Here is a 15,328-nt window from a genome sequence, read left to right as displayed (position 1 = left end):
TGCGGCGTGCCACGCGGCGGAGCCGCATGTTGGGCACAGCGAAGTCGTTGTGCACGCGCCCAGAGACGCATCCTGCCCCTACCAGCGGCGCGAAAGCCAATCCGGCACCCGCCTGGAGCCGTGAGACAACCCTTGGGAGTCACACGAAGGGCGGTTGGGTCGGGCGCAACCCTAGAGGGCCGTCCACGGCGCGAGGTTCCACGACGCGCCGTCGTGAGGGCCGCCGTGGCGATCCTCACAGCCCCGCATACCCGGTACCGCGGAAACCATGGGGGCCGATGCGGAGCCTACGAGGCCGAAGCGCCCGCCGCCTTCGCGGCCTCCCGCACCGCACCCGCCACCGCGCCGGCGACCTTGTCGTTGAAGACGCTCGGGATGATGTAGTTCGGGTTGAGCTCGTCGTCGCTCACGACGTCCGCGAGGGCCTTCGCGGCCGCGAGCATCATCTCGGTGTTGACGGTGCGGGACTGGGCGTCCAGCAGGCCGCGGAAGACGCCCGGGAAGACCAGCACGTTGTTGATCTGGTTGGGGAAGTCGGAGCGGCCGGTGGCCACCACGGCGGCCGTCTGACGGGCGATCGCCGGGTCGACCTCGGGGTCCGGATTCGCGAGCGCGAACACAATCGCGTCGTCGGCCATGGCGGCCACGTCGTCGCCGTCGAGGACGTTCGGGGCGGAGACGCCGATGAAGACGTCCGCTCCGCGCACGGCCTCCTTGAGGGTGCCGGTGAGGCCCTCGGGATTGGTGTTGTCGGCGATCCAGCACAGGGCCGAGTCCGGGGCCGCGTCGACCAGGTCGGCGCGGTCCGCGTGGACGACACCGTGGATGTCGGCGACGACCGCGTTCTTCACGCCGGCCGCGAGCAGCAGCTTGAGGATGGCGGTCCCGGCCGCGCCGGCGCCGGACATGACGACCCGCACGTCACCGATGCCCTTGTTCACGACACGCAGGGCGTTCGTGAGGGAGGCGAGGACGACGATCGCGGTGCCGTGCTGGTCGTCGTGGAAGACGGGGATGTCGAGGGCCTCGCGCAGCCGGGCCTCGATCTCGAAGCAGCGGGGGGCGGAGATGTCCTCGAGGTTGATGCCCGCGAAGCCGGGGGCGATGGCCTTCACGATCTCGACGATCGCGTCGGTGTCCTGGGTGTCCAGGCACAGCGGCCAGGCGTCGATGCCGGCGAACCGCTTGAAGAGGGCGGCCTTGCCCTCCATGACGGGCAGCGCGGCCTTCGGGCCGATGTTGCCGAGGCCCAGCACGGCGGAGCCGTCCGTCACGACCGCAACGGAGTTGCGCTTGATGGTGAGGCGACGCGCGTCCTCGGGGTTCTCGGCGATCGCCATGCACACGCGGGCCACGCCCGGCGTGTAGATCATCGAGAGGTCGTCGCGGTTGCGGATGGGGTGCTTGGACGCCATCTCGATCTTGCCGCCGAGGTGCATCAGGAACGTACGGTCGGAGACCTTGCCGAGGGTGACGCCCTCGATGCCGCGCAGCTGCACGACGATCTCGTCGGCGTGGGCGGTGGAGGTGGCGGCGATGGTGACGTCGATGCGGAGCTTCTCGTGGCCGGACGCGGTGACGTCGAGGCCGGTCACCGAGCCTCCGTGGGACTCCACGGCCGTGGTGATCTGGGAGACCGCCGTTCCGCTCGCGGGCACCTCCAGACGGACCGTGATCGAGTAGGAGACGCTGGGCGCCGTTGCCATGGCCGACTTCCTCTGCACTGCTGGGTCGCGGGTTTGCCGTCCGATCGTCGCACCTACCGACGAGTACATGAAAGCCGCCCCGGATTGCGATCGTTTTGTTCTCAATCAAGTCGGCGAGGGTGCCAGGAGCAGACGACGAGAGAGGCCCACGTCACGTGTGACGTGGGCCTCTCTCGCGTTCATGACACCGACCCGCCATGCTCGCCTCGCGGCAAGTGGTCGCTCGTAGCGACGAAGGTTGGGCCCGGGGGCTTGGATCGAGCCGGTGTCACGACCAGGCTAACAAACGGATGCCCGAAGACCATTCCCGTCCGGCGACTTCACAGGAAACCGTCAGCTGTTCAGTCCCTCAGAAGGTCCGGGACGCCGTTCGCGTCCGGCTCGTCGCGGTCCCCGGAGACGACCGTGAGCTGCTGCGTCGCCCGGGTGAGGGCCACGTAGAGCACCCGCAGACCGGCCGGGCTCTCGTCCGCGATCTCCGCCGGCGAGACGACGACCGTGGCGTCGTACTCCAGGCCCTTGGCCTCGAGGCTGCCCAGGGCCACCACGCGGTCCCCGAGCCCGGCGAGCCAGCGTCTCGCCTCCTCGCGGCGGTTCATCGCGACCACGACGCCGACGGTCCCGTCGACCCGGTCCAGCAGCCGCCCGGCCTCCGCGCGGACGGTGGCGCCCAGGCTGTCGGTGACGGCCTCGAAGCGGGGCACGACCCCCGTCGACCTGACCGCCGACGGGGATTCGGCGCCGGGCATGGCCAGCGCCAGCACCTTCGCGGCCAGCTCGGCGATCTCGGCCGGGTTGCGGTAGTTGACGGTCAGCTGGAAGCGGCGGCGCGGGCGGGTGCCGAGGGCCTCGTCACGGGCCTCGGCGGCCTCGTCGGGGTCGGACCAGGAGGACTGGGCCGGGTCGCCGACGACCGTCCAGGTGGCGTGCCGGCCCCGGCGGCCGACCATGCGCCACTGCATCGGGGTGAGGTCCTGCGCCTCGTCCACGATGACGTGCGCGTACTCGACGCGCTCCTGGGCGAGCCGCTCGGCCCGCTCGCGCTGGGTCTCCTCGCGCACCGGCATCAGCTCGTCCAGCCCGGTGAGCTGGTCCAGCGGGTCGTACTCGCGCCGCTTCTTCGGGCGGAGGGGGGCGCCGAGGATCGCCTGGAGCTCGTCGAGCATGGCGATGTCGTGCACCGAGCGGCCGTCCCGCTTGAGTGCCCGGGCGACCTTGCGGACCTCGCCCGGGTTGAGGATCCGCCGGGCCCAGCGGCCGAGCCGCCGTTCGTCGGCCATGGCGGTGAGGACCGCCTCCGGGGTCAGCTCCGGCCACCAGGCGTCGAGGAACGCGATGAAGGAGTCCTCGGTGGTCACGTCCTCGTCGAAGGAGGAGCGCAGCTCGGCGGCGAGCTCGGGGTCGCTGTGCCGGCCGGCCGCGCCGGAGCGCTCCCACAGGGCGTCCAGGAGCAGCTTGCGGGCGCGAGGGCGCAGCAGGTTCACCGGGGCGGTGCCGCTGAGGGCGCTCTGCCGGACGCGGTCCAGGTCGGCGGCCTCCAGTTCCAGCCGACGGCCGAAGGCGACGACCCGCAGCCGGGTCGGGGTCTGCGTGGGCGCGGCTGCCTCGTCGGGCTCGCCGAGGGTCGGCTGCGCCGCGACCCGGCCGCCGCTCTCCAGCGCGCCGCGCGCCGCCTTCCGCAGCACCCTCAGCATCCGGTGGGACCCCTTGGCCCGGGCCACCGCCGGGGAGTCGTACAGGGTGGCCTCGGCGCCGTCCACGAGGGAGCCGATGGCGCGGATGGCGACCTGGCCCTCCTCGCCGAGCGAGGGCAGCACGCCCTCGGTGTACGCCACGAGCAGCGGCGTGGGCGAGACGATCAGGATGCCGCCCGCGTACCGGCGGCGGTCCTGGTAGAGCAGGTAGGCGGCCCGGTGCAGCGCGACGGCGGTCTTGCCGGTGCCCGGCCCGCCCTCGACGTAGGTCACGGAGGCGGCGGGGGCGCGGATGACCAGGTCCTGCTCGGCCTGGATGGAGGCGACGATGTCGCGCATGGTGTGGCTGCGGGCCTGTCCGAGGGCGGCCATGAGGGCGCCGTCGCCGATGACGGGCAGCTCCTCGCCGTCCAGGGTCGCCGTCAGCTCGGGACGCATCAGATCGTCCTCGACACCGAGGACGCGGCGCCCCTTGGAGCGGATCACCCGGCGCCGTACCACGCGCCCCGGGTCGACCGGGGTGGACCGGTAGAACGGCGCCGCGGCCGGTGCCCGCCAGTCGATGACCAGCGGGGCGTAGTCGGAGTCGAGGACGCCGATACGCCCGATGTGCAGCGTCTCGGCGATGTCGGCCGTGTTGTCGGGGCGGACGGCCCCCTCGGCGGGTTCCACGGCGGTGTACGCGCCGTCCGGACCCTTCTTGCCGTCCTTCCCGGCGAGCAGATCGATCCGCCCGAACAGGAAGTCCTCGAACTCGTTGTTGAGCCGGTTGAGGTGGACGCCCGCGCGGAACACCTGGGCGTCCCGCTCCGCGAGGGCGCCGGGCGTGCCGACCTGCCCCCGCTTGGCCGCGTCGTGCATCAGGAACTCCGCCTCGTGGATCTTCTCCTCGAGGCGCCGGTACACCCGGTCGAGGTGTTCCTGTTCGATGCCGATCTCTCGGTCCCGCACCGAATCCGGCGCGGTGTGCCGAACCGATCCGACCGCGGTTTCCTGCTGTGCCTGAACGGCCACCGGGCCCCCTTCTGACGTGCTGGGCAGCCGTCAACCGTACGCGAAGGGGACCCCGTGTAGGAAGTTACGCGTCGATCTGGACGAGCTTCTTGCCGTCGAAGGTCATGACCTCGAAGTGGTCGATCTCGTTGGTCTTGAAGGCGGCGCCGCCCACGACGTAGAGCGGGTTCTTGGCCTGCTCGGTCTTGGCGTTCGCGATGCCGTAGCCCCACTCGGGGACCGACCAGGAGGAGACCGTCTCGCGCTCGCCGTTCTTGCCGACGGCGATGAGCGAGCACTTCTCCGGGCCCGTCACGTTCTTCAGCTCGACGCCGATCTCGGTGCCCCACGCCTTCTCGCCCATGGCGACGGTCGCGGAGACCTTGCTGGCGGAGTCGGTCGCGGAGACGCGGTCGGTGAGCGTCGAGAAGGTGTCCTTGGCGGCGTTGGCCGACTTGGTGGAGCTCGCCTCCGTGCCCTTGGTCCCGCTGTCGCCGCCGGTCGCCGCCAGCACGGTGAGCGGGCCGCCGATGATCAGCGCGGCCGCGGCCGCCACCAGGAAGAACGAGCGGCGGCGCTTGACCGCGCGGCGCTCGGACACCTCGTCGACCAGCCGTTCCGCGAGCCGCGGGCTGGGACGGGCGGACAGGGACTCGCCGATCGCGGGGGTGCCGGTGCCCGGCAGGTCCGCGAGGGCGGCCAGCATGGGTTCCATGCCGGCGAGTTCGTCGAGCTGCTGGGCGCACCACTCGCAGCCGGCGAGATGCATCTCGAAAGCGGTTGCTTCGGCGTCGTCGAGAATCCCGAGGGCGTAGGCGCCGACGGTCTCGTGTTCGCTCGGGCTCGGAGATCCCGTAGATCCCTGCATGGGTCCAGACATACCCGAACCACCTGCTCCGAATCCCCCGTAAACGCTCATCACGCCGTCACCCCCCGCTCCTCCAGAGCCAGCTTCATCGACCGCAGGGCATAGAAGACCCGTGAGCGCACGGTGCCGCTGGGTATACCCAGCGTCTCGGCCGCCTCGTTGACGGTACGCCCCTTGAAGTACGTCTCGACGAGCACCTCCCGGTGGGCCGGGGTCAGGTCGTCGAGCGCGTCGGACAGCGTCATCAGCCACAGCGCCTTGTCGATCTCGTCCTCCGCAGGAATGACCTCCAGCGGCGACGGGTCGACCTCCTGCGGCCGGGCCTGCCGGCTGCGGTGGCCGTCGATGACGATGCGACGTGCGACCGTCACCAGCCAGGGGCGTACAGATCCGGTCGCACGATTGAGCTGACCGGCGTTCTTCCAGGCACGGATGAGCGTCTCCTGCACGACGTCCTCGGCGCGCTGCCGGTCTCCGGCAACCAGGCGCAGGACATACGCAAGCAGGGGTCCGGCATGCTCCCGATACAGAGCACGCATCAGCTCCTCGTCAGGTTCCGAGGGCTGGGACATGCGATGTCGGGCCCTCGATCCACGTTCATTGGCCACGGCCGCATCCTTGCGCACGCCCACCTCCGGTGTCCGGGGGTTCCCCCAGTCAGTCGCTCGACGACGGGTACGCAAGCGGGGTGTTGAGCGTTCAAACCGAGCAGACACTTTTCTTCCGGGTGTCATGACGAGCGGGGACATGGCGGCACATTCCCACCGCTTCTTCTTTACATTTCCGCCACATCGACAAGATCGCGCCGACTGCCCGGCGAGCGGCTCGGGTAAACGGCGTGTAATCGAAATCACTTCGACAGGGGGCCGGTGACGCCTCCACGAAAGCCGCATATGAGACAGGGGAGTTGGTGGAGGCCTCAGGAGCAAGGTCTCAGGAGCAACGCGTCAGGAGCGCGGGGCGAGCGCCGCCCGTCGGCGGTGCCGCGCCACCCGCTCCCGGTTCCCACAGACCTCACTGGAACACCAGCGGCGCCGGCGCCCCCGGGACATGTCGACATACACGATCGGGCAGTTGTCCCCCGCGCACTGCCGCAGCCCCGCCCGGGCGACCGGATCGGTGAGCAGCTCCACCGCGTCCCGGGCCACGGCGGCCAGCAACGCGACACACGCCGGCGGCCCGGCCAACTCACGCACGAAGCCCCCGTCTTCGCCGCGTACGGCACGGGGGGCCGGGGGAACGGCCCGCGCGGCGTCGTTGACTCGGGCCAGGGCGGGGTCGTACGACCCGGGTTCGTGACGGGTGAGCCATCCGTGCACCAACTGTCCCGTGTTCCGTCGCAGTTCGCGGAAGGCGGGCGGCCAGGAGGCGTCGGCGTGGGTGAGCGGGGTGCCCTGCGGGACGAGTCCGGAGCCGCGGATCCACGCGCACAACGGCGCGACGGCGTCGAGCCGTTCGACGGGATGCGCGGTCGCGAGCAGGTCGAGACAGATCCGCCCGGCGTCGAACCGGAGCTCGTCCATGCGCGTTTCACCGCCTGCCGCGAGGCACTGCCCGAGGAAATCCGTCCCCTCACAGTGCCAGCGCGGGGTGCCGACCACCAGCCCGCCCGGGCCCCCTTCTCGGGAGATCGAGGACGAGACCGTCCGGCCCGCGGCCCGGGTCCGGCGGCGCCACCCCCCCCGGAAGAAGCCGGGGGCCACCCCGGCAGAGCCGGGCCGGACCCGCGGAAGGAGCCGGGCCGGACCCGTAACCCGCCTAGTCGTCCGCGTACTTCGCGTCGGCGGCCGGGTCCAGGGCCAGCCGGTACCCCCGCTTCACCACCGTCTGGATCAGCTTCGGCGCCCCGAGGGCCGTCCGCAGCCGGGCCATCGCCGTCTCGACGGCGTGCTCGTCCTTCCCCGCCCCGGGCAGCGCCCGCAGCAGCTCGGAGCGCGGCACGACCCACCCCGGTCGCCGGGACAGCGCCCGCAGCAACGACATCCCGGCCGGAGGCACCGGCTTCAGACCCCCGTCCACCAGCACCGCGTGCCCCCGGATCTCCACCCGGTACCCGGCGATCGGCAGTGCCCGGGACCGCGCCGGCAGCTCCTGGCACAGCAACTGCACGAGCGGCCCGAGCCGGAACCGCTCCGGCTGGACGGTGTCCACGCCCCGCGCCTGGAGCGGCAGGGCGGTGACCGGTCCGACGCAGGCGGGCAGTACGTCGTGGGCGAGGGCGGCGAGCAGCTCGGGCAGCAGCCCCCGCTCCTCCGCACGCGACAGCAGGGACGCGGCGGCGGGCGCGCTGGTGAACGTGATCGCGTCCAGTCCGCGGGAGACGGCGCCGTCGAGCAGCCGGTCGAGCGGCGAGACGTCCTCCGGCGGCATCCACCGGTAGACGGGCACCCCCACCACTTCCGCGCCCGCGACCCGCAGCGACTCCACGAACCCGGGCAGCGGCTCGCCGTGCAGCTGGACGGCGACCCGGCGTCCGTCGACGCCTTCCTCCAGGAGCCGGTCGAGCACCTCGGCCATGGACTCGCTGGACGGCGACCAGTCCTCCGTCAGTCCGGCGGCCCGCACGGCGCCCTTGACCTTGGGGCCGCGGGCCAGCAGCTCGACGCCGCCGAGCCGGTCGAGCAGTTGCTCGCCGAGCCCCCAGCCGTCGGCCGCCTCGATCCAGCCGCGGAAGCCGATCGCCGTGGTGGCGACCACGACGTCCGGCACCTGGTCGATGAGGTCCTTCGTGGCGGCGAGCAGCTCTCCGTCGTCGGCGAGCGGCACGATGCGCAGAGCGGGCGCGTGCAGCACCGCCGCCCCCCGCCGCTGGAGCAGCGCGCCGAGCTCCTCGGCCCGGCGCGCGGCCGTCACGCCCACGGTGAAGCCCGCGAGGGGCCCGTGTTCTACGGCACCTTGAGGGCCGGCGTCGGATCGCTGCTGTTGCTCGTACATCACTCTCGTCCCGCTCGAGTCCCGTTTACACCTACATGCCGACGAGCCTGTCAATGGTGCGTGACAGGCTCGGTTCGGCCACGTGTCGCCGGTGTTACGTCACACCTCGGCGTAGCTGAGCTGCTGCTTCGCCTCGGAAGCGGTGCTTCCTGCGGTGATCCTGGCGGACGGACGGCGAAGGTATACGGCCCAGGTGACCCCGAAGCACGCCGCGTAGAAGACGAGGAAGGCGACGAAGGCCCCGGTTCCCGAACCGTAGGACAGGAAGGACTGACGGAAGGCCAGGTTGATCCCGACCCCGCCGAGCGCGCCGACCGCGCCGATCAGTCCCATGGAGGCGCCGGACAGGCGCCGTCCGTAGGCGGCCGCCTCCTCGCCCGCCAGCCCCTTGGCCACGGCCTTCGCCTGGAAGATGCCGGGGATCATCTTGTACGTGGACCCGTTGCCGAGGCCGCTGAGCACGAACAGCACCACGAAGACGGAGACGAAGAGCGGCAGCGACTTCTGCATGCTGGCGAAGACCAGGACGGCGGTGGCGGTGGCCATGCCGACGTAGTTGTACAGGGTGATGCGGGCACCGCCGTAGCGGTCGGCGAGCCAGCCGCCGACGGGACGGATGAGGGAGCCGAGCAGCGGGCCGATGAAGGTGAGGTAGGCCGCCTGGAGGGGCGTCCGGCCGAACTGGTTCGTCAGGACCTGCCCGAAGGCGAAGCTGTAGCCGATGAACGACCCGAAGGTGCCGACGTAGAGGAAGGACATGATCCAGGTGTGCGCGTCCTTCGCGGAGTCGATCGCGGCACCGGTGTCGTTCTTCACGGAGGCCAGGTTGTCCATGAACAGCGCGGCGAAGGTGGCGGCGACGAAGATGAGCGGGATGTAGATCCCCAGCAGCACGCGCGGCCCGCCGCTCGCGCCGATGACGGCGAGGGCGATCAGCTGGATGACCGGAACGCCGATGTTGCCGCCGCCCGCGTTGAGTCCGAGCGCCCACCCCTTCTTACGGAGCGGGAAGAAGGCGTTGATGTTGGTCATCGAGGAGGCGAAGTTGCCGCCGCCGATGCCCGCGAGCAGGCCGACCAGCAGGAACGTGTTGAAGGAGGTCCCCGGTTCCATCACCGTGAACGCGGCGATCGTGGGGATCAGCAGCAGGCCGGCCGAGATGATCGTCCAGTTCCGGCCGCCGAAGATGGCGACGGCGAAGGTGTAGGGCACCCGTACGACCGCCCCGACCAGCGTCACCATCGACGTCAGCAGGAACTTGTCGGCCGGGGTGAGTCCGTACTCCGGGCCCATGAAGAGCACCAGCACGGACCACATCGTCCAGATCGAGAACCCGATGTGCTCGGAGAGGACCGAGAAGAGGAGGTTACGGCGGGCGATCTTCTCGCCCTTCTCGTTCCAGAAGGCCTCGTTCTCCGGGTCCCACTCCTCGATCCAGTGGCTCCCCTTCTTCGTGGGGGGCGGGGATGCGGGGGCTGTACTCGGGGCTGTCATGACGCCTCCACGGTGCTCCGGGCTGGGGTGGTTCGCGGGGATGAGCGGTGCTGAGTCCCGAAGGTAGGGAGGGCGCGTTTCCGCGCTGTGGCTGTGGGTGACCGGAAAGGAACGTTGCTCTCACGTTGCGGGGAGGGCCGGTGAGAGGACTCCGAGCGCGGGGGGCGGGGGGCGCCCCGGGCCGGGGCCGGCGCGTGGGCCCGAGGCCGGGTCCGGGGCCGAAGGGCATCCATGTACGCGAACCGCCCCCGCCTCCGGCGGGTGAACCGGGGGCGGGGGCGGTCACCGCAGAGCCCAGGGCGCCCTTCAGGCGCGGACGGAGGGTGGTGTTCAGGCGCGGTGCGTGCCGGCGCCGACCCGTCCGTCCGGCCACAGGCGGGGCCTGCGGCGGGCCGCCAGGTCCTCCACCCAGCCGAAGCAGAGCACGCAGACCGCGGTGAGCAGCCAGACGGCCGGCAGCTGCGGCCACGGGCTCTCCAGGACCCAGCGGGCGTTCGCCTCCAGCCAGGAGATGCCCCACAGCCGGTCCCACAGGGCCTCCACGACCCCGATGCAGACGTTGTGCCACAGATAGATCGTCACGGCGCGGGAGTTGAGCAGCGTGATCAACCGGTCCCAGCGGCGCAACCGGGCCGGCCACTCGGACCAGGACGGGCTGATGTGCAGGAGCAGCAGCACCGCGGCGAAGGACCACAGGGACTGGGCGAACGGCATGTCGTCCAGGTCGTGGCCCTCCCGGAGGTCGTGGGCCAGGGCGTACCAGAGGCCGATTCCCGCCACGGCGGGGGCCAGGGACGGCACCACGTAACGGGGCAGGCGACGCAGGACGCCCTCCTGGTGTGCCATGCCCAGCAGCCAGCACGCACCGAACGCGCCGAAGTCGCTGAGCTGGGCCTCCAGCCGCCAGCCCGGCACCGACAGCGCGCCGAACTCCAGGGCGGCGGACAGCACGACGGGCGCGACGATCGTCGGCCAGGGCAGCCGGCGCAGGGCACGCAGCAGGAACGGGGAGAGCAGCACGAACCAGAGGTAGGCGCGGATGTACCAGAGGGGTACGCCCAGGTCGGCGGCCCAGCCGTCGCTGATCAGCCCGTGCACGCCGGGCAGTCCGTCGCCGTACGGCGGGTCGCTCAGCGGCAGGATCCAGTAGGCGAGGTGGAGCCACCACCAGCCGGGGTGCCCCTCGTCGTCCGGACGCCAGCCCGCCACCAGCATGCCTGACACGCCGACCACGCCCAGCAGCCACAGCGGGGGCAGCAGCCTGCGCAGCCGGCCACGTACGACGCCCGGCGCGGGGCGTCTGGCCAGCGAGCGGGCCATCAGGTTGCCGGCGAGCGCGAACATCACGCCCATGGAGGGGAAGACGACGGGCAGCCAGGCCCAGCCCAACAGGTGGTAGAAGACGACCCGGAAGAGGGCGACGGCCCGGAGCAGGTCGAAGTAGCGGTCCCGTCCTCCCCCCTTCTTCCCGGCGTCCTCCTGCTCGGAGCTCTGCTGCTCGGGGCCGTGCTGTTCGGCATCGTGCTGCTCCGGACCCCGCGACTCCGGACTCTGCGGCTCCGGCACGGTGTGCCGGGGCGGCCGGTGAGGCAGTTCCGGCAACTCGGCGGTGGTATCCGTCGGGTGGGTGCTCATCAGGCCGCTCCTCCGTCCGCGGTCGCCGCGGTCACGCCGGGCGGCGCCGCCACCTGGCCCTTGCGGCGGAGTTTCTGCCAGCGCAGCCGGCCGCCGGTGAGGGCGGTGATCCAGGACTGGAGCAGGACGATGTACATCAGCTGGCGGTAGAGCAGTTGTTGGAGCGGCAGGGAGATGAGCGGGGTGAGGCGTTCGCGGTCCAGGACGAAGGCGTACGCGGCGCAGCCCGCCTGGACGGCGAGGACACCGAACCAGGCCGCGATCGTCTTGCCGGTCGGGCCGAAGAGCAGGCCATAGACCAGGAACAGGTCGATGAGCGGGGCGAGGAGCGGGGCGACCACCATGAAGAGGGAGACGAGCGGGAGGCCGACGCGGCCGAAACGGCCCGAAGGCCCGCTCTCGACGAGGGCGCGGCGGTGCTTCCAGATCGCCTGCATGGTGCCGTAGCACCAGCGGTACCGCTGCGACCACAGCTGCTGGACGGACTCGGGCGCCTCGGTCCACGCGCGCGCCTTCTCCGCGTACACGACGTGCCAGCCGTCCCGGTGGATGGCCATGGTGATGTCGGTGTCCTCGGCGAGGGTGTCGTCGCTCATGCCGCCGACCCGGTCGAGCGCGCTGCGGCGGAACGCCCCGACGGCCCCCGGGATGGTGGGCATGCAGCGCAGGACGTCGTACATGCGGCGGTCGAGGTTGAAGCCCATCACGTACTCGATGTGCTGCCAGGCGCCGATGAGGGTGTCCTTGTTGCCGACCTTGGCGTTGCCCGCGACCGCGCCGACCTTCGGATCGGCGAAGGGCTGGACGAGTTCACGGACGGTGGACGGCTCGAAGACGGTGTCGCCGTCCATCATCACGATGAGGTCGTGCCGGGCGTTGGCGATGCCCCGGTTGAGGGCGGCGGGCTTGCCCGCGTTGAGCTGCCGGACGACGCGGACACCGGGCAGGTGCAGGTCCTCGACGATCCGGGCGGTGCCGTCACTGGAGCCGTCGTCGATGACGAGGATCTCGATCGGGTGCTCGCTCTTCATCAGCGAACGCACCGTGCTCTCGATGCACTTGGCCTCGTTGTAGGCCGGCACGAGCACCGACGCCGGTTCGGTGACGGGCGCGTCCGGCCCCCAGACGAAGCCCTTGCGGCGGGTACGGCGGGTGTGGATCGCGGAGAGCAGGAGCATCAGCCCGAAGCGGGCGAAGACCAGGACGCCGATGACGGCGAGGCCCACGACCAGGACGGCGGTGATGTCGTCCGAGGCCTCGACCAGGAAGACCCAGGATTTGCCCTTCCACAGGTCGAGCCCGGTGACCGGGGTGTGCGCGCTCGGGGCCGCCAGGGCCTCGGTGAGGTTCTCGAACGTGTAGCCCTTGCCCTGGAGTTCGGGGAGGTAGGTGTCGAGGGCCTGCACCGTCTGGTGACGGTCGCCGCCGGAGTCGTGCATGAGGACGATCGCGCCCTTGCCGCCCTGTGGCGTGGAGTTGCGGATGATCTCCCGGATCCCGGGTTTGCGCCAGTCCTCGCTGTCGGCGGTGGTGAAGACGGTGAGGTAGCCCCGGGTGCCGACGAATTGGGTGACCGGCCAGGAGGCGTTGTCGAGGGCGTCCGTGCTGGAGGAGTAGGGCGGCCGGAAGAGCGACGTCCGGATACCCGCTGCGCCGGCCAGGGCCAGCTGGTTCTGGGTGAGCTCCCAGTCGATGCGCTTCTTCGACTGGTAGGAGAGGTCGGGGTGGTTGAAGGTGTGCAGCCCGATCTCGTGGCCCTCGGCCACCATCCGCCGGACCAGTTCGGGGTAGCGGGAGGCCATGGTGCCGGTGATGAAGAAGACGGCGTGCGTGTGGTGCTTCTTCAGGATGTCGAGGACCTGGGGGGTCCACTTCGGGTCGGGTCCGTCGTCGAAGGTGAGCACGATCCGGTGATCCGGCACCTGGAGGGTGGTCTGCTGCCCGTTCCGGGTGTCGACGACCGGCCCGCCGTCGAGCACCTTCTGCGGCACCTTGTCGGCGGCGGCCTCGGGGCGGATGCGGTAGTCGGCGAGGATCTCGCTGTGCACGTAGCCGCGCAGCATCAGCATGGCCATCATCGCGAAGAGCACGACGAGCGGCAGCAGATGGCGCAGCCGGAGCGACACCAGACGCCGGCGTTCGGGGGACGGCGGCGCGGCGTGCGCGGAGCCGCCGGCGGCACGCCCCGGGGGGCGGCCCCGCCCCTGCCTCGGGCCGGAGCGCCGACCGGAGGACCGTCGCCCGCCGCCGTGCGGCCCGCCGGCCGGGTCACCTCCTGGCGCGTCCCCCGTCGACGGTGAAGCGGACGCGGCGTGGCCGCCGGACGAGTGCGCGGGCTGCCCGGCAGCTGACCGTCGGGTCGAGCGGCGGCTGGTACGTGGTGCCATGAGAGGTGGTTCTCCGGGGACGAGGTCGGGCGAAGGTACGCGCCGCGAGCTGTGGCGGCGGGGAGCGAGTATCGGGACATCGCTGACAGGTGCGGACTTCATGTGGTGCCGGGCCCCGTCACGTCGGACTTCCCGTGCCGGCCCCGTCACGTCGACGCGGTCGTGCCGGGGCGGTCGTGCCGGGGCGGGTGGGCGGAGGCCGTCGAGCCGGGGTGGGTGTGCGGGGGCCGTTGGGGCGGGACGCCGCGTCGGGACCCCTTGCGGCGGAGTCCGTGACGCGAGCCCGGGGCGGACCGGCGGGCGCTGCTCCCGGGAGCCCGGCCCACGGCCTACGAGCCGTGGGGACCCGGCGCGACGGTGGCGCCGTGGAGCCGTGACGCCGTGGTGGAACGAGGGGGAGGCTTTCGCCGCCCGGTGACCGGCTGTCCCGGCCTGCCCGGCGGTCGAGGACGGCGACCCCGTCTTCGCGGACGCCGCCGCCGAAACCGGACCGAGTGCCGAAGCCGGACGCCGCGCCGAAGCCGGTCGCCGTCGACCCCGTCACCGCCGGCGAAGTCCACCGCGCACCAGGGCCGGTGACGCTCGTGGGGCCCGTCGGCCGGCGATTCCCATGGGCTGTTCAGGCTGCCGGGCTCGATGCCGCCGGGACCGGTTCCGGCGGGCCGTCGGCGACGGTGGTGGAGGCTCCGCCGGCCGGGGACGGCGAGGAGACGGCGGAGGGAGAGGCGGGGGGTGAGGACGCCGGCGGTGGCGTGGACGGCGGCGGTGCGACCACCGGGCCGCTCGGGCCGGGCGCCGAGGAGGCCGTGGCCGTGGGGCCCGTACTGGGCCGGGTGGTCGCGCTCGCCGAGGGCTTCGCCGCCGTGGACGCCCGGCCGGACGGGGCGGCGCTCCCCGAAGCGCCCGGCGCCTTGCTCGCGCCCGGCTTGCCCGACACGGCGCCGGAGACGGCGGCGGTGGCACCCGAGCCGCCCGGCACCGTGCCGCCGGGGACCCCGTGGCGCGGACTCGCGGACTTGTCGGGCGTCGACGTGCCGTCCACCTTGCCCGCCGCCGGCTTCTCGTCGGCCTGGCCCGGCACCGGGACCGGCAGCCAGGGCGCGCCCGCGTTGCCGGAGAGCAGCGCGGCCACGATGACGACGGCGTACGCCCCGCACGCGGTACCGACGACGATGCCGATACGGCGGAACGTGCGGCTGCGCCGGCCCGACTCGTCGACGAACACCGGGACGTCGGAGGCGGCCTCCGGGCCGTCGGGCCGCCCCTTCTTCAGGGGGTCCAGCTGGACGGTGACCTCGCCCGGGTCGGTCCCCTTCCCGGCCGCGCCGGCGGGTTCCTCCCCCCAGGGATCCCGGAGATCGCTCGACCGTTCGTTTTCGGAAAGACCGTTCGAGGTGTTCGAGGCCGAGAGGAGACCGCTTTCACGCGGTACATCCATCAGCGACCGATATCTGGCGCTTTCTCCCGCCATGGACGTCAGGGACTGCCCGCCGATCCCGGCCGAGCCCTGGGTTCCCGCCCCCACGGCCGGCATGTCACGGGCCGGCGATGCCGCCTGCGGCCACTCCGGTTGGGCGTCTTCCCGCCAATTCTTCATGTGCGTACTTCCCCCCACGG

Annotated in this window: 10 protein-coding genes; all 10 read right to left on the bottom strand. The window is 71.9% G+C overall.

Going from position 1 to position 15,328, the window contains the following annotated elements; translation table 11 throughout:
* Positions 1 to 287: 287 nt before the first annotated feature.
* Positions 288 to 1,706, bottom strand: a complete 1,419-nt coding sequence (locus OG440_RS22805; RefSeq protein ID WP_355701662.1) for an NAD-dependent malic enzyme — start codon at positions 1,704 to 1,706, stop codon at positions 288 to 290.
* Positions 1,707 to 2,047: 341 nt separating this feature from the next.
* Complete coding sequence (locus OG440_RS22800) at positions 2,048 to 4,414, bottom strand: HelD family protein (RefSeq protein WP_406008641.1); 2,367 nt, start codon at positions 4,412 to 4,414, stop codon at positions 2,048 to 2,050.
* A gap of 64 nt (positions 4,415 to 4,478) precedes the next feature.
* Positions 4,479 to 5,273, bottom strand: a complete 795-nt coding sequence (locus OG440_RS22795; RefSeq protein WP_406008640.1) for an anti-sigma factor family protein — start codon at positions 5,271 to 5,273, stop codon at positions 4,479 to 4,481.
* A 38-nt stretch (positions 5,274 to 5,311) separates the two neighbouring features.
* Positions 5,312 to 5,833, bottom strand: coding sequence for a sigma-70 family RNA polymerase sigma factor (locus OG440_RS22790; RefSeq protein WP_010039908.1), 522 nt, complete (start codon positions 5,831 to 5,833; stop codon positions 5,312 to 5,314).
* Positions 5,834 to 6,208: 375 nt separating this feature from the next.
* A complete protein-coding gene (locus tag OG440_RS22785) occupies positions 6,209 to 6,784 on the bottom strand; it encodes a CGNR zinc finger domain-containing protein (RefSeq protein WP_406008639.1) in 576 nt (191 codons plus the stop codon).
* Positions 6,785 to 7,019: 235 nt separating this feature from the next.
* A complete protein-coding gene (locus OG440_RS22780) occupies positions 7,020 to 8,195 on the bottom strand; it encodes a uroporphyrinogen-III synthase (RefSeq protein ID WP_406008638.1) in 1,176 nt (391 codons plus the stop codon).
* Positions 8,196 to 8,294: 99 nt separating this feature from the next.
* On the bottom strand, positions 8,295 to 9,689 hold the full coding sequence (locus OG440_RS22775) for a nitrate/nitrite transporter (RefSeq protein ID WP_406008637.1): 1,395 nt from the start codon (positions 9,687 to 9,689) through the stop codon (positions 8,295 to 8,297).
* A gap of 330 nt (positions 9,690 to 10,019) precedes the next feature.
* Positions 10,020 to 11,324, bottom strand: a complete 1,305-nt coding sequence (locus OG440_RS22770) for an acyltransferase (RefSeq protein ID WP_406008636.1) — start codon at positions 11,322 to 11,324, stop codon at positions 10,020 to 10,022.
* Positions 11,324 to 13,402: a bifunctional polysaccharide deacetylase/glycosyltransferase family 2 protein gene (locus OG440_RS22765; RefSeq protein WP_406011427.1), complete on the bottom strand. Its 2,079-nt coding sequence runs from the start codon at positions 13,400 to 13,402 to the stop codon at positions 11,324 to 11,326. The genes OG440_RS22770 and OG440_RS22765 overlap by 1 nt, the downstream gene beginning before the upstream one ends.
* A 928-nt stretch (positions 13,403 to 14,330) precedes the next feature.
* Entirely contained in the window at positions 14,331 to 15,149 is an 819-nt protein-coding gene (locus tag OG440_RS22760) for a hypothetical protein (RefSeq protein WP_406008635.1), read from the bottom strand.
* Positions 15,150 to 15,328: the final 179 nt, after the last annotated feature.

It is taken from the genome of Streptomyces sp. NBC_00637 (genome assembly GCF_045161545.1).
In the GTDB taxonomy this organism is placed as follows: domain Bacteria; phylum Actinomycetota; class Actinomycetes; order Streptomycetales; family Streptomycetaceae; genus Streptomyces.
This window is presented reverse-complemented; position numbering and strand designations above follow the sequence as displayed.

Coding starts and splice junctions, on each gene's coding strand:
- OG440_RS22805 (WP_355701662.1), bottom strand. CDS start 1,706: ATGGCAACGGCGCCCAGCGTCTCCTACTCGATCACGGTCCGTCTGGAG.
- OG440_RS22795 (WP_406008640.1), bottom strand. CDS start 5,273: ATGTCTGGACCCATGCAGGGATCTACGGGATCTCCGAGCCCGAGCGAA.
- OG440_RS22790 (WP_010039908.1), bottom strand. CDS start 5,833: ATGTCCCAGCCCTCGGAACCTGACGAGGAGCTGATGCGTGCTCTGTAT.
- OG440_RS22785 (WP_406008639.1), bottom strand. CDS start 6,784: ATGGACGAGCTCCGGTTCGACGCCGGGCGGATCTGTCTCGACCTGCTC.
- OG440_RS22780 (WP_406008638.1), bottom strand. CDS start 8,195: ATGTACGAGCAACAGCAGCGATCCGACGCCGGCCCTCAAGGTGCCGTA.
- OG440_RS22775 (WP_406008637.1), bottom strand. CDS start 9,689: ATGACAGCCCCGAGTACAGCCCCCGCATCCCCGCCCCCCACGAAGAAG.
- OG440_RS22770 (WP_406008636.1), bottom strand. CDS start 11,324: ATGAGCACCCACCCGACGGATACCACCGCCGAGTTGCCGGAACTGCCT.
- OG440_RS22765 (WP_406011427.1), bottom strand. CDS start 13,402: ATGATGGCCATGCTGATGCTGCGCGGCTACGTGCACAGCGAGATCCTC.
- OG440_RS22760 (WP_406008635.1), bottom strand. CDS start 15,149: ATGGATGTACCGCGTGAAAGCGGTCTCCTCTCGGCCTCGAACACCTCG.